Origin of the sequence: Streptomyces sp. NBC_00310 (assembly GCF_036208085.1) — a bacterium.
Taxonomy (GTDB): Bacteria; Actinomycetota; Actinomycetes; order Streptomycetales; family Streptomycetaceae; genus Streptomyces.
On record NZ_CP130714.1, the window covers coordinates 8,381,521 to 8,403,722 of the forward strand.

A 22,202-nucleotide genomic window follows, 5' to 3' on the forward strand; every position below is an offset into this window, starting at 1 on the left:
GGCGGCCGGTCGGCTTCCGCTCAGCCTCCGAGTCGCTGCCCGGCCGACTCGATCGTACGAATTGCCCGTTACGCCTATGTCACATGACCTGATCATGAGGCGTTACGCCCGCCACACACGCCCGTGCGAGGGGCTGTGAGGGCGGGTTCCGGCCGTTGGGCCGGACAGCGAGGTGTCGCGGTCCGTGTCGCTGTTGGGCCGAACGGGTGACCATGCGTAAGAATTGGCCGATGCAGTCATTCAGTGCGAGCCAGGGGGAAGGCCGGTGAACAGGGTGAACAGCCACGATGTCACCGACGAACAGTGGGAGGGGCTCGCCCAGGTAGTGCCGCTGCGGGGCCGGGACGCCTGGCCGTCGGCGGTCGGCCACCGGACCATACCGGAAGCCGAGACCGAGGCTAGGCGCCGCTTCGTGGTGCTGCGCGTCAACGTCTTCGCGGACGCCCGTGACGTGGCGGAGACGCTGATGGCGGGCGTTCCGGTGCTGCTGGACCTGTCGGGTGCGGAGTCCGACACCGCCAAGCGGGTGCTCGATTTCAGCACGGGGGTGGTTTTCGGCCTCGCCAGCGGAATGCACCGGGTCGACCGGAACGTGTTCCTTCTCACGCCGCGGGGAACCGAGGTGCGGGGGCTGATGGAAGGCGCCGGGATCCCCGGGGTGTGACGCCCGGGGCGGGGCGCCCGGGGCGGGGCGCCTCCGTCCGCTGCGGGGCGCACCTGCCCGCGGGGCCAGTTTCTTCTGCCGCGGGGGCGTTTCCGGTCGCCGTTGTGCGTTGTCGGTCGCCCGGTCGCCCGGTCGCCCGGTCGCCCGGTCGCCCGGTCGCCCGTCGCCGTCCCGTTCCCGCTCGGCCCGGGGGCGTTCGACCGCCGGGTGGCACGTGCGACCTGGGGCGCCTGCGCGCGACCGACCGGGCCCGACTCCTGGCTCGCCCTGGCGCGGTCCTGACCGGCAGGGCGCGTTCCGTGGCCGTTCCGGCGCTTCCGGTGCGGTCGTGACGCGGTTTCGGCGCGCTTGCGACTGGCTCCGCGTGCTCCCGGCGTTTCCGGTGGGGTCCTGCTCTTGGTTCTGGTGCGCTCCTGACCGGCCCCGGGCGCTCCCGGTGGTTCCGGCGCTTCCGGTGCGGTCGTGACGCGGTTTCGGCGCGCTTGCGACTGGCTCCGCGTGCTCCCGGCGTTTCCGGTGGGGTCCTGCTCTTGGTTCTGGTGCGCTCCTGACCGGCCCCGGGCGCTCCCGGTGGTTCCGGCGCTCCCGGCGCGGTCCTGACTCGGTTCCGGTGCGCTTGCGACCGGCCCGGCGCGCTCCCGACGGGCCCCGCGCGCTCCCGACCGGCCCCCGCGCTCCCGGCCGTTCCGGCGCTCCCGTGCGGCCCGACCCCGTGCCGGCGCGCTCCCGACAGGCCCGGCGCGCTCCTGCCCGGTTGGGGCGCCCTCGCTCGGTGCGGGGCGCCCGGGAGCAGGCCGGGGCGCTCCCTCGATCGTAGGAAGATCCACTGGGCGGAACGGTTTGCCCGAGGAATGGGCCCCTACTGTCCGCATATGACCGTGTCATCCCTGTCGCCGATGCTGCCCGGCGCGGACGCCGGGGCGCGTCCGGAGCGGCCGAACGTCACCGAACTCAGGCTCTCCGCCTTCGCCGGGCACCGGGGCGCCTTCCTCCCGCTGGGGCCGCTCACCCTCCTCTCGGGACGCAGCGGCAGCGGCAAGACCACCGCGCTGCGGGCCTACGAGGCGCTGGCCGGACTCGGCGGTGGCGCCCACCTCGACGAGGCCTTCCCCGACCCTCAGGGCTGCGTCCCCGAACGGGCACGCCCCGACGCCCAGCGGCGGCGCGGCTTCCGCATCGGCTGCACGGCCGACGGCCCCGAAGGGCCCGTGCACCTCGATGTCGCGGTACAGGCCGAGCCGGAACTCCGCATCGTGGGCGAGCGGTTGACGGCCGGCGGGCTGACCCTGCTGCAGACGGCGCTCGTCGACCCGAGCCGCCCCGTCGTCCAGGCCGCCTGGCACACGGCCGGCACCTCCCCGGTCACCCGCGGGCCCCTGCCCGACGACCGCCTCGGCACCGCGCTGCTCCCGCTCCGCGTGGCCGGCAAGACGGACGGTCAGCGCCAGGTCCTCGCCGCCGCCGAGCAGATGGTGGTCGCACTCCGCTCGGTCTACGCCTGCGACCCGCGCCCCGGCCGTATGCGCGCCGCGGTCCCGCTCGGCACCGGACGGCTGCTCCGGGGCTGCGACAACCTCGCCGACGTGCTGTGGCGTACGCGGACGGAGTGCGGCCGACGGCACGCGCTGCTCGTCGGTGCCGTGCGCGACGGCTGTGCGGGGCCGGTCCTCGATCTGCTGGCCGAGCCGTTGCGGGACGGCGCGGTACGGGCGGTGCTGGACCGGGGCGACGGGGTACGGACGGCCCTGGGCCTGCTGGGGGACGGGGAGTTGAGGTACCTCGCGCTGGCCCTGGTGCTGTTCACCGGTCCCGGGGTCCTGGAGGTGGACCCGGTCGCGGAGGTGCCGGCGGCGCTCCAGACCCTCACGGTCCTCGCCGACGGCTTCGACAGGGCCCTCGACCCGAGGCAGGCCCTGGAGTTGGTGCGGCTGGCGGCCCGCATGTGCGAGCGCGGGCACATCCGGCTGGTCGGCGCGGTCAGCGACGCCTCCTGGGCCGCCGGGGTGCCGGGGGTGACGGTGGTAGACCTGAACCGTGAAAGATCCTGAACCCGGGCGCGGGCTCGACGTGGCGACCCTGCAGCGGCGGCTCGCCGAGTTCGCCGCCGCCCGCGACTGGCAGCAGTACCACACGCCCAAGAACCTGGTCTCCGCGCTGAGCGTCGAGGCGTCCGAACTCGTCGAGATCTTCCAGTGGTTGACGCCGGAGCAGTCCGCGCGCGTGATGTCGGACCCGGAGACCGCCCACCGCGTCACGGACGAGGTCGCCGACGTGCTCGCCTATCTGCTCCAGCTCTGCGAGGTGCTGGGGATCGACCCACTGTCAGCCCTGGATGCGAAGATCGACCGCAACGAACGGAGATTTCCGGCGCCGGAGGAGCCTTGACGACACTCGACACTGAGCACGCCCCTCCGATTGTCACTCTTAGTAGTTGAGAAGTTGTCCACAGCCGACTTGTTATCCACAGATTTCAGGCTTCCTCTGGCTTTCTGTCTCAGCGGCCCTCACTGTGGGTAATGAACAGGCAGGAGTTCGGGCGGACGTGTGAGAGCGCGTCGGGGAAGTCGGGGGCAGCGCATGGATGCGGTGCGGCTCATCTTGGCGAGCAGGCGTGCTCTGGCGGGCAGCGTCGAGGGACCTCAGATCATGGCGGAGGCGTGGCAGTCCTATGCCCTGGCCCAGGCGATCGGCAGCCGCCTCGCGGTCTCGGGACCTCCCGAACTGCGCGGTGAGGCGCTGGGGTTGACCGAGCTGGCCGGCAGCGGCTGCGGCATACTCGGCGCCCCGCCACTCGGTGTGGGTGATTTACGGGCCGCCCAGCTCACCGAGTTGGGCGACGCCCACGATTCGCTGCTGCGGCTCGGGGGCCTGCTGGGGGAGGTCGGTATCGCGCTGGTGGGTATGGCGAGCGGAGCCGACGACGAGGCGACCTACTGGCAGTGCATGGAAGCGATCGACGCGGCGGACGAGGCCCGCGACCGCGTCCTGGAAATGCTGCGGCGCCTGGCGGTGAGAGACCAGGTCCTGGCGGAGAGGGATGCGGCGGCGGGGTGAGTTGGTCGCGCACTTCCCCGCACCCCTGAAACCCGGGCGGGACCCTGCTTGTCAGGGGCGCGGGGAACTGCGCGACCAGCCCCCACCCACCCGCAGCCGAACAACCCACCGGGGGACATGGCGAACGCCCGGCCGGTAGAGCGGACCGGGCGTCGAACTACGCGGCTCCGGGAAGGTCAGGCTGTGCCGCTCTCCTCCGCGGCAGCGGTACGCGGCACCGACAGATCCGCGTCGAGCTGGGACAGGTCCGCGTTCAGGGCAGCCATCAGCTCCTCCATCTGCTGGAGCAGACCCTTCGGCTGCGCAGGCACGGCGGCCTGCTCCGGCACGGCTTCCTGGGACATGTGACGGCCTCCTCGGCCCTCGCCCCCCGAGGGGGCACGTGTGCGGGCGCCCCGGCAGCGGCCGCCGGCGACGGGTGCCGGGCGGTCCGGCTCCTCCCGAGCAACGATCACCGTTCCCGCCGGTCACTGGCCCGAGCCCGCCCCGTGCGCGGATCGACGGATTTTCACCCGGCCGTGGGCCCATGTCACCCGTGGGACCGGTGCCGTTGACCGGGAGGCCAGCGGGCAGGATGGAGTCATGGATCTTCGCATCTTCACCGAGCCCCAGCAGGGGGCGACCTACGACACCCTCCTCAGCGTCGCCAAGGCCACCGAGGACCTCGGCTTCGACGCCTTCTTCCGCTCCGACCACTACCTCCGCATGGGCTCGACGGACGGACTGCCCGGCCCCACCGACGCCTGGATCACCCTGGCCGGACTCGCCCGCGAGACCAAGCGCATCCGGCTCGGCACCCTGATGACCGCCGGCACCTTCCGGCTGCCCGGCGTGCTCGCCATCCAGGTCGCGCAGATCGACCAGATGTCCGGCGGCCGTGTCGAACTCGGCCTGGGTGCGGGCTGGTTCGAGGAGGAGCACAAGGCGTACGGGATCCCGTTCCCCAAGGAGAAGTTCGGCCGTCTGGAGGAGCAGCTGGCCATCGTCACCGGCCTGTGGGCCACCGAGGTCGGCAAGACGTTCTCGTACGAGGGCACCCACTACCAGCTGACCGACTCGCCCGCGCTGCCCAAGCCCGCGCAGGCGAAGGTGCCGGTCCTCGTGGGCGGTCACGGCGCGACCCGTACCCCGCGGCTCGCCGCGCGGTACGCCGACGAGTTCAACATGCCGTTCGCCTCGATCGAGGACAGCGAGCGTCAGTTCGGCCGGGTCCGCAAGGCCGCCGAGGAGGCCGGCCGCAAGGCAGACGACCTCGTGTACTCGAACGCCCTGGTCGCCTGCGTCGGCAAGGACGACGCCGAGGTCGCCCGCCGCGCCGCCGCGATCGGCCGTGAGGTCGACGAGCTCAAGGCCAACGGCCTCGCCGGCTCCCCGGCCGAGGTCGTCGACAAGATCGCCCGCTACCAGGGCATCGGCTCCCAGCGCGTCTACCTCCAGATCCTCGACCTCGACGACCTGGACCACCTGGAACTGATCTCCACCCAGGTGCAGTCCCAGCTGTCGTAGCGAGGGCGCACGTCGCGGCGGACCCGCCCCCCCCGCGCCCTTCGAGGGGCGCGGGGGTGCGCGGGCGGCCGCGAGTGACCACGGACGAACCGCTTGCCGACGGCGGCGGCCATGGTCCTGTGGCGCCGCCCGCCTCGTGGGCCGTCACCGCCGGCCCGCCCTGGTATCGCTCCGCAATCGCTCCGCAAGATCCAAAGCGTCCCTTGTTGTGCAAAACGTTTTGGAAATCTACGTTGTGCCGCATGAGCGACAGAACGTCCCCCTCCGCATCCCGCCACCGCCTCCTGGTGCGCGGCTGTGACGTGCTGCGTGTCCCGGTCGTGGGCGAGTGCGACGTGCTGCCCGCGCGGGACATCGTGGTGGAGGACGGCGTCATCGCGGACGTGCGGCCGACGCGGGCGGACGGGCCGGAGGAGCGCGGCGCGGAGGTGGTGGACGGGCGGGGGCTGCTGGCCCTGCCCGGACTGGTCAACGCGCACACGCACAGCCCCATGGTGCTGATGCGGGGAGCCGCCGAGGACGTGACGGTCGAGGGCTGGTTCAACGACCGGGTGTGGCCGATGGAGTCCAACCTGACCGCCGAGGACGTGCGGGTCGGGGCGCGGCTGGCCTGCGCGGAGATGATCCGGTCGGGGGTCACCACCTTCGCGGACCACTACTTCTTCCCCGAGTCGATCGCCGAGGCGGTCGCCGAGACGGGGCTGCGGGCGGACATCGCGCCCACCTACTTCAGCAGCGGTGGCGAGCGGGCACTGGACGCCGGCGTCGCCTTCGCCGAGGAGTGGCACGGCCGGGCCGGCGGCCGGGTGACCGTCTCGCTCGGGCCGCACGCGCCGTACACCGTGGACGACGACGACCTGCGGACCCTGGCCGACCACGCCCGACGGCTCGGCGTGCGGATGCACATCCACGCCGCCGAGCACCTGGAGCAGACGGAGTCGAGCCTTCAGCGGCGCGGGATCACCCCGATCCGGGTGCTGCACGACACCGGGGTCCTGGACGCGGGCGCCCTCGTCGCGCACGGCTGCGGGATCGTCGAGCAGGACCTGCCGCTGCTGGGCGAGTACGCCGGCACGGCCGCCGTGGCCTGCTGTCCCAAGGTGTACCTCAAGCACGCCCTGACCCCGCTGACCCCGGTCCGCGGGCTGCTCGCCGCCGGGGTCACCGTGGCCGTCGGCACGGACGGGGCGGCCGGGCACAACACGCTGGACGTGTGGGAGGCGCTGCGGCTGGTCGCGCTCACCCAGAAGCAGGCGGTGCGGGACGCGACCTGGATGACCGTCTCGGACACGCTGCGGCTGGCCGTGCGGGGCGGGGCACGGGCCCTGGGGCTCCAGGACCGGATCGGGGCGCTGGAGCCGGGCATGCGCGCCGACATCGTCCTGACCGACCTGTCCGGGCCGCACTGCCGTCCGCTGCACGACCCGCGCGCCGCACTCGTCTACAGCGCCCGCGCCAGTGACGTACGCACGGTCGTCGTCGACGGGCGGGTCCTGATGCGCGACGGCCGGCTGCTCACCGTGGACGAGCCCGCCCTGCTCGCCGAGGCCGACGCACGGGTCGCGCGGATCCTCGACATCTCCCACGGAAGAGCGGTGCAGCACTATGACCCGTGACCTGCACGAAGCCGGCGTCACCCACGACAGACCGGCGGTCCGCCGGGCCGCCTCCATCAAGGACGTGGCCGCGGCGGCCGGGGTCAGCCCGACCACCGTCTCCCATGTGCTGAGCGGCAACCGGCCCGTCAACGAGGACACCGCCGCCCGCGTGCGGAGCGTCGTCAACCGGCTGGGATACGTCCCCGCGTCGCTGGCCCGCAGCCTCCAGGCCGGGTCCACCTCCGTGATCGGGCTGCTGATCCCGGACATCAGCAACACCTTCTTCGCCGAGCTGGCCAAGGGCGCCGAGGACGCCGCCCACGACCTCGGCTACGGGCTGATCCTGTGCAACACCGAGTTCGACGCCGACCGCGAGGACCGCTATCTCGGCATGATCCGCAGCCGGTTCATCGACGGCATGGTGTACGCCTCCGGGTCCCCGCCCTCCCGGCGGCGGCTGGAGGCGCTCATGGGCAAGTTCCCGATCGCCCTCGCCGACGAGGAGGTCGAGGGGCTCGGCGGCGCGCTCATCGCCAGCGCCGACCACGAGGCGGGCGGCCGGCTGGTCGGCGAGCATCTGCGGGCGCTCGGCCACCGCAGGGCCCTGATGCTCACCGGCCCCCGCGACCTGAGGAGCGGCGCGGCCCGCGCGCACGGCTTCCGCCAGGCCTTCCACGGCGATGTCGCCGAGCGGGTGGGCGACTTCAAGGAGGAGTCCGGGTACCGGCTGATCGCCGAACTGCTCGACGAGGGCGGCTTCGAGGACCGTACGGCCGTGTTCGCGGCCAACGACCTGATGGCGTTCGGCGCGCTCGCCGCGCTCCGGGAGGCCGGGCTCTCGGTGCCGGACGACGTCTCCGTCGTCGGTTTCGACGACATCCGGGCCTCCTCGCTGATCAACCCGCCCCTGACCACCGTCCACCAGCCCGCCTACGACGTCGGCCGTACCGCCACCGCGCAACTCCTCCAGTACGTCTCCCGGGGCGAGGTCCCGCCCGCGTCCCGGCACACCCTGCCCGTCGAACTGAAGGTACGCGGGAGCACGGCCCCGCCCGCCTCCCGCTGACCCGCACCTCCCCCCTCCGTCACGGACGCCGCGCCACGCGGCCATGTCCCCGTGCCCCGAAATACCCCCCCCGCACACCCGCGAACGCTCCGAAGCGGCCCCGAAGGAAAGGCGGTTCGTCCATGCCCAGAGTCCTCGTCATCGGCGAGTCCTGGTTCACGTACACGGTCCATCAGAAGGGCTTCGACGCGTTCCACACCGCCGAGTACACCGAGGGCGGCGGCGTCTTCCTCGACGCGCTGCGCTCGCGCGGCCACGAGGTGACGTATGTGCCCGCGCACGAGATATCCACCCGGGTCCCGGACACCGCCGCCGGCTTCGACGCGTACGACGTCGTGGTCATCAGCGACGTCGGGGCCAACAGCTTCCAGCTGCCGCCGGCGACGTTCAACCGCTCCGAGCCCGCCCCCGACCGTTCGGAGCTGGTGCGGGACTTCGTCGAGCGCGGCGGCGGGATGCTGATGATCGGCGGCTACCTCACCTTCAGCGGCATCGACGCCCGCGCCCGCTGGGGGCGTACGCCCCTGGCCGCCGCCCTGCCGGTGACCCTGCTCGACCGCGACGACCGGGTGGAGCTGCCGGCCGGCGCCGTACCCGAAGTGGTCGGCGGGCACACGGTGGTGGCAGGCCTCGACCGGACCTGGCCCGCGCTGCTCGGCCTCAACGAGGTCGTCGTACGACCGGACGCGGCCCTGCTCGCCGAGTGCGCCGGGCATCCGCTGCTGGCCGTCGGCGGCCACGGCACGGGCCGGTCGGCGGCCTTCACCTCCGACGTGGCACCGCACTGGGCGCCGCCGCCCTTCCTGGAGTGGGACGGCTACCCGGAGCTGTGGGACCGCTTGGTGCGCTGGCTCGCGGGGGAGGAGCTGTGACGCGGGAACAGGGCACACCCCACATCTCCGCCGCTCCCGGCGACTTCGCCCCGCTCGTGTTCATGCCGGGCGACCCGCGTCGGGCCCGGCGGATCGCCGAGACGTTCCTCGACGACGCCCGGCTCGTCACCGACGTGCGAGGCATCCTCGGTTACACCGGCAGCCATCGGGGCGTACCGATGTCCGTCCTCGCCTCCGGCATGGGCATCCCGTCGGTGTCGATCTACGCGACGGAACTGTTCCGGCACTACGGGGTCCGCCGGATCGTCCGGGTCGGCACGGCGGGCGCGCTCCCCGCCTCGGTCGCCCTACGGGACGTCGTCATCGCCTCGGCCGCGCACACCGACTCCAGCGTCAGCCGCCTGCTCGTGGACGGCGTGACGCTCTCCCTCGCCCCCTCCTACCGGTCGCTGCGCGTGGCCGTGGACGCGGCGGACGCCGTCCAACGGGAGGCGCCGGACGAGGCGGCCGTGCACATCGGCCCGGTGTTCTCCAGCGATCACTTCTACCTCGACCGGCCCGCGGTCCTCGACGCCCTCGAACGCCGGGGGACCCTCGCGGTCGAGATGGAGGCGGCCGGGCTGTACGCCGTGGCCGCGGCGGAGGGCGGCGAGGCCCTCGCCGTACTGACCGTGTCGGACCACGTGCGCACCGGAGAGGCCCTGTCCGCCCGTGACCGGGAGACCTGTTTCGACCGGGCCGTCCGCGTCGCCGCGGCCGCGCTGCTGGCCGACGGGTGAAGACCACGGAATTTCCCCCGGAAGAAATCAAACAGAAACCCGTCGGCATAGCCAAAACGTTTTGCACTTCCTACTGTCGACGCATCCCCTTCCCCACACCAAGAGATACAAAGAGCAGAAAATGATCAGGAGGTCGATGACGATGAGAAGTTACGGACCGGGAGCCGCCGTCGTGGTGGCGGGAATGCTCGTACTGGCCGGGTGCGGGGGGTCGGGCCCGGACGACTCCGGGGCGTCCTCCTCCGGAAAGACCCGCATCAAATTGGTGGTCAATGGAGGGCTGGGCGACAAGTCGTTCTTCGACTCCGCCCACGAGGGCCTGAAGCGGGCGGAGAGCGAGCTCGGCTACGAGCTGAAGGTGGTCGAGCTGGGTTCGGACCGTACCAAGTGGGAGCCGGGCTTCGAGGACGCGGCGGCGGCCGACGACTACGACATCCTCGCGGCCGGCACCTTCGACGTCACCGACTACATCGGTGAACTCGCCCCGCAGTACCCGGACAAGAAGTTCTGGGTGTTCGACTCGACCGTCGACTACAGCGGCAAGAACGGCTGTTCCAACAAGTGTGAGAACGTCTATTCGGTCACCTTCAAGCAGAACGAGGGTGGATATCTGGCCGGGTTCCTCGCCGAGAAGCTGGTCGCCGAGAAAGCGCTCAAGGGTGCGGAATCCCTGAACAAGGTCGGTGTCATCGGGGGCGTGAAGATCCCCGTCATCGAGGACTTCATCGTCGGATTCAAGGCCGGATTCAAGGCGGCGGGCGGCAAGAACTCCGACGTCCTCGTGCAGTACGTCGGCGGCGACAAGCCCTTCGGCGACCCGGCCAAGGGCAAGGAGATCTCCACCGCGTTGTACGGGCAGGGCGCCGCCCTGGTGTGGCCGGTCGCCGGGCTCTCCGGACTCGGCACCTTCGAGTCGGCCGCGAGCGCCGGCCGCTACACCTTCGGCGTCGACTCCGACCAGTACCGGACCCTCACCGACACCGCCCAGAAGAACACCGTCGTCACCTCGATCCTCAAGAACGTGGGCAACGCGCTCTACAAGGCCGCGGAGGACGACAAGCGGGACAGCGTGAAGTACGGCGCCGTCGAGAGCGTCGGCCTCGACGAGGACGCGGTCGGCTACGTCGACGACGACCACTTCGAGGAGCTGGTGCCCCAAGGCATCCGTACCGAGCTCCAGGAGGCCGCCGACAAGGTGAAGTCCGGTTCCGTCACGGTCCCCAGCGCCTTCTGATCCCCCTGATCCCCGAACGGCCTTGAGATGAACGAGTCATGGGACCCGGCCGGGCCCGTCGTCGCCACCCGCGCGGTCACCAAGACGTACGCCAACGGCGTGCGCGCGGTCCGCGGCGTCGACCTCGACGTACCGGCCGGTGAGATCCGCGCGGTCGTCGGCGAGAACGGTGCCGGCAAGTCCACGCTGATGAAGCTGTTCTACGGCCTGGAGCAGCCCACGTCCGGCGAGATCCTGATCGGCGGCCGGCCCCGCGTGCTGCGCGGCCCGGCCTCCGCGATCGCGCTGGGCGTGGGCATGGTCCACCAGAACCTGATGCTGGTGCCGTCCTTCACGGTCGCCCAGAACGTCGTCCTCGGCGTCGAGCCCGGCCGCCGGGGTCTGGTCGACGCCAAGGCGGCCGTCGAGGCCACCGCCCGCCTCGCCGAGGAGGCCGGACTCGCCGTCGACCCGCTGGCCCGCATCGACGAGGTGTCGGTCGGCATGCGTCAGCGCGCCGAGATCCTCAAGGCCCTCCACCGCCGCGCCGGGGTGCTGATCCTGGACGAGCCGACCGCCGTCCTCACCCCGCAGGAGACGGAGGACCTGTTCGCCGCCGTACGACGCCTGCGCGACGGCGGGATGACCGTCCTGTTCATCTCCCACAAGCTGCGCGAGGTACGGGAGATCAGCGACAGGGTGAGCGTGATGCGCGCCGGCGCGCTCGTCGGGACCGTCACCACCGCCGACACCACCGAGCGTTCCCTGGCCGCGATGATGGTCGGCCGCGAGATGTCCCTCGACGTGGCCCGGGCCCCCGCGCGGCGCGCCGCGACCACGCTGCGGGTGCGCGGACTGGACTACGACACCCCGACCGGCCGGTCCCTGCGCGGACTCGACTTCGACGTCGCGGCCGGCGAGATCGTCGGCGTGGCCGGCATCGAGGGCAACGGGCAGACCGAACTCGCCGAGATCCTGGCCGGGTTGCGGCGGCCGAGCGCGGGCACCGTACACGTCGGCGACACCGACACCGCCCGGCTGGACGTCGCCGGCCACCGCCGGGCCGGCATCGGCTACGTCCCGGAGGACCGCCTCCACGACGGGGCAGCCCTGGACGAGTCCATCGCCGACAACCTCGTCGTCGACCGGCACGACCGCCCGCCCCTCGCCCGCCGGGGCGTCCTGCGCCCGGCAGCCGTACGCGCCCACGCCGAGCGGCTCATCGAGGACTACGCGATCCGCACCCCCGACGCGTCCGTCCCCGTCCGGGCGCTGTCCGGCGGCAACCTGCAGAAGGTCGTCGTCGCCCGCGAACTCTCCGCCGGACCAAGGCTGTTGATCGCCTCCCAGGTCACGCGCGGGGTGGACATCGGCGCCATGCGCTTCATGTACGAGCGTCTCGTCGCCGCCCGGGACGAGGGCGCCGCCGTCCTGCTCATCTCCGCCGACCTCACCGAACTCCTCGCCCTCTCCGACCGGTTGCTCGTCCTCAAGGACGGCCGCCTCGTCGGCCGCTTCGACGACACGGGCGGCCTCACGGAGAAACAGGTCGGCCTGTACATGCTCGGGGTCGAGCAGCACGACCGTGGCCGACTGGCAGCGGGGCTGAAGGGCGCGGCGCCTGCGACTGGTGCGCCTGGTGCCGGTGGCGCGACAGGAGCGGCCCCGATGGCCGACACCGCCCCCATGGCCGACACCGCCCCCACACCGGGCCCGACTCCCACGCCCGGTCCGGCCCCTGCGTCCGGTTCGGAGTCGGCGTCTGGGCGGGATGTCGGTGCCGGTCCTGCGGCCGGTTCGGAGTCGGCGTCTGGGCGGGATGTCGGTGTCGGTCCTGCGTCCGGTCCGGAGTCGGCGTCTGGCCGGGATGTTGATGCCGGTCCTGCGTCCGGTCCGGAGTCGGCGTCTGGCCGGGATGTTGATGCCGGTCCTGCGGCCGATTCGGAGTCCGCGCCCGGCCCGCACGTCGACACCGGCCCTACGGCCGGGCCGGCCCCCGCGCCCGGTCCGCAGGACGCGCCCGATCCGGCCCCAGCCCCCGGCCCGCCCGCCGACGCCGGCCCCACCACCGATCCGGACGACGACGATTCCGGCGACTCCGGGAAGGCGACCGCCGAATGACCACCAGCCCTCCGACCACCCTCATCGAGAGCGAGGACCGCCGGGAGTACAAGGCCACCCGGCGCCGCGGCCTCGCCGTCGACCTCGGCATGACCCTGGCGACCATCCTGGCCGCGCTCGCCATCGGCTTCCTCGTCATCCTCGCCACCGGCAAGGACCCGGTACGGGCGTACGAGGCCCTGCTCACCGGCCCGTTGGAGCGCTCCTTCCGCGTCGGCCGCTGGCTGGAGGACGCCACCACGCTCACGCTGCTCGGCCTGTCGGTGGCCATCCCCTTCCGGGCCCGGCAGATCAGCCTGGGCGCCGAGAGCCAGCTGTACGCGGGCGCGCTGGCGGCGGCCACGGTCGCGGTCTTCCTGCCGCTGCCGCCGGTGGCCGCCGTGATCGTCCCGCTGGTCGCCGCGGCGACGGCCGGGGCCGGCATGGGCTTCGTACCGGGATCGATGAAGGCCCGGCTCGGCGCCAACGAGATCGTGGCGACGCTGATGCTCAACGCCATCGTCGTCCGCGTCTTCGACTACCTGGTCAACGGCCCCCTGAAGGAGCCGGGCAGCAGCGCCGTCCACTCGGAGCGCATCCAGCCGGACTCCGCGCTCACCCCGCTCACCGAATGGCTCGGCATCCCCTTCGGCCGCGCGAACGTCGGCTTCCCGCTGATGCTGCTCACCGCCGTCGCGCTGTGGCTGCTCATCACCCGCACCCCGCTCGGCTATCGCATCAGGATGACCGGCTCGAACGCGCACTTCGCCGAGTACGGCGGTATCCGGGTGCCGCGCGCCATCGAGTGGAGCTTCGTCATCGGCGGGGCGGTCGCGGGGCTGGCCGGAGCGCACCTCGTGCAGGGCGTGTACGGACGCCTGGAACCCGGGCTCGCCGGGAGCCTCGCCTTCGAGGGGATCGTGGTGGCGCTGCTCGCCCGGAACAACCCGCTGGTCGTCGTGGTCGCCGGCCTCTTCTACTCCTACCTGCGCGCCGGGGGAGACATCATGGAACAGCAGACGGACGTGGGCACGGAGATCGTGGTCGTGATCCAGGCGGTCATCGTGCTGCTGGTCACCGCCCAGGCTCTCCCCGACCTCCTCAAGCGGCGCCTCGCCCGCAGGCAGGCCGACACCTCGCGCAAGCAGTCCGGCACCCCGCGCGCGAAGGCGGGTGCACGATGAACGCCGTCCTCGACGTCATCCTCAGCAGCGCCTTCCTCGCGGCCGTCCTGCGCGTCGCGACCCCCTACCTGCTCGCGGCCATGGGCGGCCTCGTCGCCGAACGCGCCGGCATCAGCAACATCGCCCTGGAGGGCCAGATGCTGAGCGCCGCCTGCACGGGCGCGCTGGTCGCCGGCTACAGCGGATCGGTCGCCGCCGGCGCCCTGGCCGGGGTCGCCGTGGCCGTCCTGCTCGGCCTGCTGCTCGCCGCGCTCCGGCTGGAGCTGGGCGCCGACGCGATCATCGCCGGCATCGGCCTCAACCTGCTCGCCTCCGGCGGCACCGCCTACGCCGTCTTCACCCTCCTCGGCGACAAGGGCGGCACCTCCGGTCTCAAGAGCGGCACCCTGCCGACGATCACCCTGCCCGGCATCGAGAGCATCCCGGTGGTCGGCGAGGTCCTGAGCGGCCAGAACATCGTCACCTGGCTGGCCTTCCTCGCCGCCCCCTTCGTCGCCTGGCTCTTCTACCGCACCCGCTTCGGCTTCCACCTCCGCGCGGTCGGCGAGATGCCGGACGCCGCCGCCTCGGTCGGCATCGCGGTACGGCGCGTCCAGTACGCCGGGCTCGCCCTCAGCGGTGCCCTCGCCGGCCTGGCCGGGGTCTTCCTCAGCATGGGCTACGTCTCCTTCTTCGTCCGGGACATGACCGCCGGCCGGGGCTACATCGCCCTCGCCGCGGTGTTCCTCGGCGGACTGCGCCCCTGGGGCGTCTTCCTCGCCGCCCTCGGCTTCGGCGCCGCCGAGGCCCTGGCCGTACAGCTCGGCACCCTCGACGTACCACCCCAGCTGGTGTCGACCATCCCGTACGCCATGACGCTCCTCGCCCTCGCGCTGTACGCGTGGCGCAGGAAGCGGCGGGGCGTGGGGGAGGTGGCTCCGGCCTCCCTCTGAGCCCACCCCTCGACGAGGTCCGACGGCCCGCGCGCGCACGGTGGTCGGACCGCCCGTTCCTCCGGCCTGCCCGGAAACCCACCCTCACCCTCACCCTCTCCCGGAAGGGACACCCACCCATGCCCCGACACCGACGGCGAGTCCGCCGCGGCCACCTGGCGCTCGCCGGCCTCACCGCCTCCGCCCTCCTCGGAGGCCTCGCCTTCGCCGGCGGCTTCGCGGCGGACGCGGCCCCCGCGGCGGACAGCGCCCAGAAGAAGACGCAGCACGGCATCACCCTCCTCGACACGCTCACCGTCCCCGCCGGCACCACCGAACTCGGCATGCCCTTCGGCGGGCTGTCCGGCATCGACTACGACCCGAAGACCCACACCTACGCGGCCCTCAGCGACGACCGCTCGGAGAACGGCAAGGCCCGCTTCTACTCGCTCCAACTGCCGCTCAAGGGCGAGGAGTTCGCTGAAGACAAGCCCACCCTCGACACCCTGACCGTCCTCGACGACACGACCGGCGAACCCTTCGCCGCCAAGGCCGTCGACCCGGAGGCGATCCGCTGGAACCCGGACGGCGAGGGACTGCTGTGGACCAGCGAGGGCGCCTCGGCCTCCGGACAGCCGGCGTTCGTCCGTGAGACGTCCGCGTCCGGCGCGTACGTACGCCAACTCCCGCTGCCGAAGGCGTACGCCCCGGTCCGCTCGGAGTCGGGCACGCTCACCGCCGGGGTCCGCAACAACCAGGCCCTGGAGGGGCTGACCCTCTCCCCGGACGGCCGCAAGGTCGTCACGATCACCGAGAACGCGCTCGTCCAGGACGGCCCGGCGGCCGGACTGACCGCCAAGAGCCCCTCCCGGCTGCTGGTGGCGGACCGCCGTACCGGCGAGGCGGAGGCCGAGCACGTCTACGAGGTCGACCCGATCTCCGCCGCGCCCACCGCCCCGCTGCCCGCCCCCGTCGGCACGTACGCGGCGGACCGAGGAGTCTCCGAGATCCTCGCGATCAACAAGACCGACTACCTCACCGTCGAGCGGTCCTTCGCCTCCGGCGTCGGCTTCGCGATCCGCCTGTACTGGACCACCACGCGCGGCGCGACCGACATCAGCGGCAAGCAGGCCCTGACCGGCTCCGAGAAGCCCATGCCGAAGACACTGCTCTACGACTTCACCCTCTCCGGCACGGACGCCGACAACGTCGAGGGCATCACCTGGGGCCCGACCCTGCCCGACGGCTCCCGCACACTCGTCCTCGTCGCCGACGACAACTTCGGCTTCAACGGCAGCGTCACCAAGTTCCACCTGCTGTCCGTCCGCCCCGGGCTGCTGACCGGCGGTTTCCCCACCGCGCCGAAGCAACCGTCCACGGTCGACGTCCAACTGCTCTCCTTCAACGACTTCCACGGCAACCTGGAGCCGCCCACCGGGCGTGACGCCAACCTCGGCTCCAAACTGGACGCGAAGTCCACGCCGGTCGGCGGCGCCGAGTACCTGGCGGCCCGGCTCAAGCAGCTCCGCGAGGGCACCGACGCCTCGCTGACCGTCGCCGCGGGTGACGTCATAGGCGCCAGCCCGTTCCTCTCCGGCCTCTTCCACGACGAACCGACCGTGGAGTCCATGGAGAAGCTGCACCTGGACGTCACGAGCGTCGGCAACCACGAGTTCGACGAGGGCACCGAGGAACTGCTGCGCATCCAGCACGGCGGCTGCCACCCCGAGGACGGCTGCTACCTCGACGGCGAGCCGTACGACGGCTCCGCGTTCCCGTGGCTCGCGGCCAACGTCCTCGACCGCACCACCGGCAAGCCGCTCCTCGCGCCCACCTGGGTCAAGAAGGTCGACGGCGTCGAGGTCGGCTTCATCGGCATGACCCTGGAGGGCACCCCCGAGGTCACCGGCCAGTCCGGCATCAAGTCCGTACGCTTCACCGACGAGGTCGAGACCGCCGACGCCGCCGCCCGCAAGCTCCGCCGCCAGGGCGTCGAGGCGATCGTCGTCCTGCTGCACGAGGGCGGCGTCCAGGCCGGCTCGTACGGGCAGTGCGACGGCATCTCCGGGCCGATCGTCGACATCGCGAAGCACCTGGACCCGGCGATCGACGCCGTCGTCACCGGCCACACCCACCAGCCGTACATCTGCTCCCTGCCCGACCCGGCCGGCAACCCCCGCACGGTCACCTCGGCCTCGTCCTTCGGCCGCGTCGTCACCGAGACGCGACTCCCGGTGGACCGTCGTACCGGTGACGTCGTACGCGACCAGGTCGCCGCGATGAACCACCTGGTGACCCGCACGGGCGCCAAGGACGCCGACCAGACGGCCGTCATCGACAAGTGGAAGGCCCTCTCCGCCCCCCTCGCCAACCGTGTCGTCGGCAGCGTCACCGCCGACATCACCCGCTCCGAGACCCGCGACGCCGAGTCGGACCTCGCGAACCTGGTCGCCGACGCCCAGCTCGCGGCCACCTCGGCACCCGAACGGGGCGGCGCCCAGATCGCGTTGATGAACCCCGGCGGCGTACGGGCGGACCTCGTCCACGCCTCCTCGACGGGCGGCGAGGCACCGGGCGAGATCACCTACGCCGAGGCCTTCGCCGTACAGCCCTTCGCCGGGTCCCTGGTCTCGGTCGACCTCACCGGAGCACAGATCGAGAAGATCCTGGAGGAACAGTTCAACGACTCCGGCACCCGCGCACCGACCCTGATGCTGGGCGTCTCCAAGGGCCTGACCTACTCCTTCTCCCGCAGCGCTCCGGTCGGCGACCGTATCGACCCGTCATCGATCAAGCTCGACGGCGAGACCCTGAAGCCGGACACCACCTACCGCGTGACCGCCAACACCTTCCTCGCCGCGGGCGGCGACGGCTTCACCACCTTCGCCGAGGGCGGGAACACGGTCGGAGGCGGTGACGACATCACCGCGCTGACGGACTACCTCACGGCCCGGAGCCCGGTGGGGCCGCCGGGGACGGACCGGGTGACCGAACTGCCCTGACGCGGCACCGGGCGCCGCCGTGGCCGACGAACCTGCCGTCGGCCACGGCGGCGTACCGAAAATGCCGGGGTGCCTCCCGGGCCCGGGCTGTACGTTGGGGACGCGCGCCGAAGAGGACGATGCGCAGATCTCCGCAGCTCAGACACCCACCACGAGGCACCCCACCGTGTTCCTGACGATCAGTACCACCGGTACGCCCGAGCGCCCCGCGACCGATCTCGGCTTCCTGCTGCACAAGCATCCCGACAAATCGCAGGCGTTCTCCACCTCCTACGGCAAGGCGCACGTCCTCTACCCCGAGGCGGACGCCGGGCGGTGCACGGCCGCGCTGCTGCTGGAGGTCGACGCGGTGGCGCTGGTCCGGAGCGGCAAGGGCAAGGGCCGTGGCGGCGCACCGGACGCGGCGCTCGCGCAGTACGTCAACGACCGCCCGTACGCGGCCTCCTCGCTGCTCGCCGTCGCGCTGAACGACGTCTTCTCCAGCGCGGTGCGCGGGCACTGCAAGGCCCGGCCCGAACTCCCGGAGCAGGTGCGCCCGCTGCGCGTCGAGATACCGGCGCTGCCCGCACGCGGCGGCCCCGACCTCGTCGTCAAGCTGTTCGAGCCGCTCGGCTGGACGGTCACCGCCGAGGCGGTGGCGCTGGACACCGAGTTCCCGGAATGGGGCGCCTCCCGCTACGTACACCTCGTGCTGGAGTCGGAGTCGCTGACCCTGGCCGAGGCGCTGCGCCACCTGTACGTCCTGCTTCCGGTCCTCGACGACACCAAGCACTACTGGGTGTCGTCCGACGAGGTCGACAAGCTGCTGCGCGCGGGCGAGGGCTGGCTCCCGGCCCACCCGGAGCACAAGCTGATCACCAGCCGGTACCTCTCCCGCCGCTGGTCGCTGACCCGGCAGGCCATGGAGCGCCTGGAACTCGTACGGCTGGCCGAGGCCGACGACAGCGAGGTCGAGGCGATCGACAACGCCGTCGAGGAGGCCGCGGACGGCGAGGCCGGGGGCGAGGAGAAGGCGACGCCGCTCGCCGTGCGGCGCCGGGACGCGATCATCGCCGCGCTCCACGAGTCCGGCGCCGCGCGGGTCCTCGACCTCGGCTGCGGACAGGGCCAGTTGGTGCAGGCGCTGCTCAAGGACGTCCGGTTCACCGAGATCGTCGGTACGGACGTGTCGATGCGCGCGCTCACCATCGCCTCCCGACGCCTCAAGCTCGACCGGATGGGCGAGCGCCAGGCCTCCCGCGTCCAGCTCTTCCAGAGTTCCCTCGCCTACACCGACAACCGGCTCAAGGGCTACGACGCCGCCGTGCTCTCCGAGGTCATCGAGCACCTCGACCTGCCCCGGCTGCCCGCCCTGGAGTACGCCGTGTTCGGCTCGGCCCGCCCCCGGACCGTCGTCGTGACCACCCCGAACGTCGAGTACAACGTCCGCTGGGAGACCCTCCCCGCCGGCCACGTCCGCCACGGCGACCACCGCTTCGAGTGGACCCGGGAGGAGTTCCGCTCCTGGGCGACCACGGTGTCCGAACGGCACGGCTACGACGTCGCCTTCGTGCCCGTCGGACCCGACGACCCGGAGGTGGGGCCGCCGACGCAGATGGCCGTGTTCAAGCAGCGCAACACCAGCGAGAAGGAGGCGACGGCAGCATGAGCGAGAACACCCGGCAGAACACGCAGCAGAACACCCGGCAGACCACCGGGGGGCGCACCCTGCCCGTCACCGACCTCTCCCTCGTGGTGCTGATCGGCGCGTCCGGCTCCGGCAAGTCGACGTTCGCCCGCAGGCACTTCAAGTCCACCGAGATCATCTCGTCCGACTTCTGCCGGGGCCTGGTCTCCGACGACGAGAACGACCAGAGCGCGACGAAGGACGCCTTCGACGTCCTGCACTACATCGCGGGCAAGCGCCTCGCGGCAGGCCGCCGGACGGTCGTCGACGCGACCAGCGTGCAGCAGGAGTCGCGCAAGCAGCTGATCGAACTGGCGCGCCGGCACGACGTGCTGCCCATCGCCATCGTGCTCGACGTACCGGAGGAGGTGTGCGCCGAGCGCAACGCGGCCCGCACCGACCGCGCCGACATGCCGCGCCGCGTCATCCAGCGCCACACCCGCGAACTCCGCCGCTCCCTGCGGCATTTGGAGCGCGAGGGCTTCCGCAAGGTGCACATCCTGCGCGGTGTGGAGGACGTCGAGAACGCCACGATCGTCACCGAGAAGCGCTTCAACGACCTCACCCACCTCACCGGCCCGTTCGACATCGTCGGCGACATCCACGGCTGCGCGAGCGAACTGGAGTCCCTGCTCGGCAAGTTGGGCTACGTCGACGGCGTGCACCCGGAGGGCCGTACGGCCGTCTTCGTCGGTGACCTCGTCGACCGGGGCCCGGACAGCCCGGGCGTGCTGCGCCGCGTGATGTCCATGGTCGGCTCGGGCAGCGCGCTCTGCGTACCCGGCAACCACGAGAACAAGTACGGCCGTTACCTCAAGGGCCGCAACGTCCAGCACACGCACGGACTCGCCGAGACCATCGAGCAGATGGAGGGCGAGAGCGAGGAGTTCAAGAAGGAGGTACGGGAGTTCATCGACGGGCTCGTCAGCCACTACGTCCTCGACGGCGGCCGGCTGGTCGTCTGTCACGCGGGTCTGCCGGAGAAGTACCACGGCCGTACGTCGGGCCGGGTGCGCAGCCACGCGCTCTACGGGGACACCACCGGCGAGACCGACGAGTTCGGGCTGCCGGTGCGCTACCCGTGGGCGGAGGACTACCGGGGCCGCGCGGCGGTCGTCTACGGCCACACCCCGGTGCCCACCGCCACCTGGCTGAACAACACCATCTGCCTCGACACGGGCGCCGTCTTCGGCGGCAAGCTCACCGCGCTGCGCTGGCCGGAGCGCGAACTGGTCGAGGTACCGGCGGAGCGGGTCTGGTACGAACCGGCCAGGCCGCTGGCCACGGAGGCACCCGGCGGGCACGAGGGCCGGCCGCTGGCGCTGGCGGACGTGCACGGCCGTCGGGTCGTCGAGACCCGGCACGCGGGCCGGGTCTCGGTCCGCGAGGAGAACGCGGCCGCCGCCCTGGAGGTCATGAGCCGCTTCGCGGTCGACCCGCGCCTGTTGCCGTACCTGCCGCCCACCATGGCTCCCACGGCCACCTCGCACATGGATGGCTACCTGGAGCACCCGGCGGAGGCGTTCGCGCAGTACAAGGAGGACGGGGTCGCGCGGGTCGTGTGCGAGGAGAAGCACATGGGTTCGCGGGCCGTCGCCCTGATCTGCCGTGACGCGGCCGCGGCCCGCGAGCGGTTCGGAGTGGACGGCCCCACCGGGTCCCTCTACACCCGCACGGGCCGCCCGTTCTTCGACGACGAGGCGCGCACCGAGCTGGTACTCAACCGGGTCCGCGAGGCCATGACGGCGGCCGGGCTGTGGGACGAACTGGACACCGACTGGGTGCTGCTGGACGCCGAGCTGATGCCGTGGTCGCTGAAGGCGTCCGGACTGCTGCGCACCCAGTACGCGGCCGTCGGCGCCGCCTCCGGCGCGGTGTTCCCGGGTGCGCTCGCCGCCCTGGAGGCCGCGGCGGCCCGTGGTGTGGACGTGGGCGAGCTGCTGGGCAAGCAGCGTGAGCGGGCCGCCGACGCGGCCGCGTTCACCGACGCGTACCGGCGCTACTGCTGGCCGACGCAGGGCCTGGACGGCGTGCGGCTCGCCCCCTTCCAGATCCTCGCCGTCCAGGGCCGCAGCCTCGCCGCGCTCCCTCACGACGAGCAGCTGGCCCTCATCGACCGGCTGGTCGAGTTCGACGTCAGTGGGCTGCTGCAGACCACCCGGCGCCTCTTCGTCGACACCGCCGACGAGGCCTCGGTGCGGGCCGGGATCGACTGGTGGCTGGAGATGACCGGCCGGGGCGGCGAGGGCATGGTCGTCAAGCCGGTCGGAGCGGTCGTACGAAGCGACAAGGGACGGCTGGTCCAGCCGGGCATCAAGTGCCGGGGCCGGGAGTACCTGCGGATCATCTACGGTCCGGACTACACCCGCCCCGAGAACCTCGCCCGGCTGCGCGGCAGGTTCCTCAACCACAAGCGGTCCCTCGCCATCCGCGAGTACGCCCTGGGCCTGGAGGCCCTGGACCGGCTCGCCGAGGGGGAGCCGCTGTGGCGGGTGCACGAGGCGGTGTTCGGGGTGCTGGCCCTGGAGTCGGAGCCGGTGGACCCCCGGCTGTGAGGCCCTCGTCCGTCACGGATGACCGCGTGTCCGTGACGGATTCCGTGACGGATTCCTGCACGAATTCCTGC

The 22,202-nt window shown here is 72.2% G+C and carries 17 protein-coding genes; 16 read left to right on the forward strand and 1 reads right to left on the reverse strand.

The features are described from left to right. Window positions 1-274 precede the first annotated feature (274 nt). The 4 genes from OG202_RS36720 (at window position 275) to OG202_RS36735 (ending at window position 3,718) form a co-directional block, all read left to right on the forward strand. A complete protein-coding gene (locus OG202_RS36720) occupies window positions 275-664 on the forward strand; it encodes a cell division protein SepF (protein WP_326585580.1) in 390 nt (129 codons plus the stop codon). A gap of 872 nt (window positions 665-1,536) precedes the next feature. Next, complete coding sequence (locus OG202_RS36725; RefSeq protein WP_327727435.1) at window positions 1,537-2,712, forward strand: ATP-binding protein; 1,176 nt, start codon at window positions 1,537-1,539, stop codon at window positions 2,710-2,712. Continuing rightward, a complete protein-coding gene (locus tag OG202_RS36730; protein ID WP_327727434.1) occupies window positions 2,699-3,049 on the forward strand; it encodes a nucleotide pyrophosphohydrolase in 351 nt (116 codons plus the stop codon). The genes OG202_RS36725 and OG202_RS36730 overlap by 14 nt, the downstream gene beginning before the upstream one ends. A gap of 192 nt (window positions 3,050-3,241) precedes the next feature. Next, window positions 3,242-3,718 carry a DUF6099 family protein gene (locus OG202_RS36735; RefSeq protein ID WP_326575966.1) on the forward strand — a complete coding sequence of 159 codons (477 nt, stop codon included), beginning with the start codon at window positions 3,242-3,244 and terminating at the stop codon, window positions 3,716-3,718. Window positions 3,719-3,894: 176 nt separating this feature from the next. Here the strand turns inward: OG202_RS36735 and OG202_RS36740 are convergent, their stop codons facing one another. Next, the gene (locus OG202_RS36740) at window positions 3,895-4,062 is read right to left on the reverse strand and encodes a hypothetical protein (RefSeq protein WP_327727433.1); all 168 of its coding nucleotides are present in this window, start codon (window positions 4,060-4,062) and stop codon (window positions 3,895-3,897) included. A gap of 238 nt (window positions 4,063-4,300) precedes the next feature. On the opposite strand from OG202_RS36740, the gene OG202_RS36745 reads away from it, so the two are divergent. The 12 genes from OG202_RS36745 (at window position 4,301) to OG202_RS36800 (ending at window position 22,131) form a co-directional block, all read left to right on the forward strand. Beyond that, window positions 4,301-5,224 carry an LLM class F420-dependent oxidoreductase gene (locus OG202_RS36745; RefSeq protein ID WP_326575962.1) on the forward strand — a complete coding sequence of 308 codons (924 nt, stop codon included), beginning with the start codon at window positions 4,301-4,303 and terminating at the stop codon, window positions 5,222-5,224. A gap of 242 nt (window positions 5,225-5,466) precedes the next feature. Beyond that, entirely contained in the window at window positions 5,467-6,840 is a 1,374-nt protein-coding gene (locus OG202_RS36750) for an amidohydrolase (protein WP_326575960.1), read from the forward strand. Continuing rightward, complete coding sequence (locus OG202_RS36755; RefSeq protein ID WP_326575958.1) at window positions 6,830-7,888, forward strand: LacI family DNA-binding transcriptional regulator; 1,059 nt, start codon at window positions 6,830-6,832, stop codon at window positions 7,886-7,888. Before OG202_RS36750 ends, OG202_RS36755 begins: the two co-directional genes overlap by 11 nt. Window positions 7,889-8,010: 122 nt before the next feature. Further along, window positions 8,011-8,760, forward strand: a complete 750-nt coding sequence (locus OG202_RS36760; protein ID WP_326575955.1) for a glutamine amidotransferase — start codon at window positions 8,011-8,013, stop codon at window positions 8,758-8,760. Continuing rightward, entirely contained in the window at window positions 8,757-9,500 is a 744-nt protein-coding gene (gene deoD, locus OG202_RS36765) for a purine-nucleoside phosphorylase (RefSeq protein WP_327727432.1), read from the forward strand. The genes OG202_RS36760 and deoD overlap by 4 nt, the downstream gene beginning before the upstream one ends. A 136-nt stretch (window positions 9,501-9,636) precedes the next feature. After that, the gene (locus OG202_RS36770) at window positions 9,637-10,734 is read left to right on the forward strand and encodes a BMP family lipoprotein (protein WP_326575950.1); all 1,098 of its coding nucleotides are present in this window, start codon (window positions 9,637-9,639) and stop codon (window positions 10,732-10,734) included. 27 nt (window positions 10,735-10,761) lie between these two features. Further along, entirely contained in the window at window positions 10,762-12,834 is a 2,073-nt protein-coding gene (locus tag OG202_RS36775; RefSeq protein ID WP_327727431.1) for an ABC transporter ATP-binding protein, read from the forward strand. Next, entirely contained in the window at window positions 12,831-13,997 is a 1,167-nt protein-coding gene (locus tag OG202_RS36780; RefSeq protein WP_326575946.1) for an ABC transporter permease, read from the forward strand. The genes OG202_RS36775 and OG202_RS36780 overlap by 4 nt, the downstream gene beginning before the upstream one ends. Beyond that, window positions 13,994-14,929 carry an ABC transporter permease gene (locus tag OG202_RS36785; protein ID WP_326575944.1) on the forward strand — a complete coding sequence of 312 codons (936 nt, stop codon included), beginning with the start codon at window positions 13,994-13,996 and terminating at the stop codon, window positions 14,927-14,929. The genes OG202_RS36780 and OG202_RS36785 overlap by 4 nt, the downstream gene beginning before the upstream one ends. 119 nt (window positions 14,930-15,048) lie before the next feature. Continuing rightward, window positions 15,049-17,910 (forward strand): esterase-like activity of phytase family protein, encoded by a 2,862-nt coding sequence (locus tag OG202_RS36790; RefSeq protein WP_327727430.1) that lies wholly within the window; start codon window positions 15,049-15,051, stop codon window positions 17,908-17,910. A 166-nt stretch (window positions 17,911-18,076) separates the two neighbouring features. Beyond that, window positions 18,077-19,558 carry a 3' terminal RNA ribose 2'-O-methyltransferase Hen1 gene (locus OG202_RS36795; protein WP_328224196.1) on the forward strand — a complete coding sequence of 494 codons (1,482 nt, stop codon included), beginning with the start codon at window positions 18,077-18,079 and terminating at the stop codon, window positions 19,556-19,558. Beyond that, window positions 19,555-22,131: a polynucleotide kinase-phosphatase gene (locus tag OG202_RS36800; protein WP_328224197.1), complete on the forward strand. Its 2,577-nt coding sequence runs from the start codon at window positions 19,555-19,557 to the stop codon at window positions 22,129-22,131. Before OG202_RS36795 ends, OG202_RS36800 begins: the two co-directional genes overlap by 4 nt. Window positions 22,132-22,202 lie beyond the last annotated feature (71 nt).

Bases quoted from the DNA above. Each gene is read 5' to 3' on its own strand.
- OG202_RS36725 (WP_327727435.1), top strand. From the start codon at position 1,537: ATGACCGTGTCATCCCTGTCGCCGATGCTGCCCGGCGCGGACGCCGGG.
- OG202_RS36735 (WP_326575966.1), top strand. From the start codon at position 3,242: ATGGATGCGGTGCGGCTCATCTTGGCGAGCAGGCGTGCTCTGGCGGGC.
- OG202_RS36740 (WP_327727433.1), bottom strand. From the start codon at position 4,062: ATGTCCCAGGAAGCCGTGCCGGAGCAGGCCGCCGTGCCTGCGCAGCCG.
- OG202_RS36745 (WP_326575962.1), top strand. From the start codon at position 4,301: ATGGATCTTCGCATCTTCACCGAGCCCCAGCAGGGGGCGACCTACGAC.
- OG202_RS36750 (WP_326575960.1), top strand. From the start codon at position 5,467: ATGAGCGACAGAACGTCCCCCTCCGCATCCCGCCACCGCCTCCTGGTG.
- OG202_RS36755 (WP_326575958.1), top strand. From the start codon at position 6,830: ATGACCCGTGACCTGCACGAAGCCGGCGTCACCCACGACAGACCGGCG.
- OG202_RS36760 (WP_326575955.1), top strand. From the start codon at position 8,011: ATGCCCAGAGTCCTCGTCATCGGCGAGTCCTGGTTCACGTACACGGTC.
- OG202_RS36770 (WP_326575950.1), top strand. From the start codon at position 9,637: ATGACGATGAGAAGTTACGGACCGGGAGCCGCCGTCGTGGTGGCGGGA.
- OG202_RS36775 (WP_327727431.1), top strand. From the start codon at position 10,762: ATGAACGAGTCATGGGACCCGGCCGGGCCCGTCGTCGCCACCCGCGCG.
- OG202_RS36780 (WP_326575946.1), top strand. From the start codon at position 12,831: ATGACCACCAGCCCTCCGACCACCCTCATCGAGAGCGAGGACCGCCGG.
- OG202_RS36785 (WP_326575944.1), top strand. From the start codon at position 13,994: ATGAACGCCGTCCTCGACGTCATCCTCAGCAGCGCCTTCCTCGCGGCC.
- OG202_RS36790 (WP_327727430.1), top strand. From the start codon at position 15,049: ATGCCCCGACACCGACGGCGAGTCCGCCGCGGCCACCTGGCGCTCGCC.
- OG202_RS36800 (WP_328224197.1), top strand. From the start codon at position 19,555: ATGAGCGAGAACACCCGGCAGAACACGCAGCAGAACACCCGGCAGACC.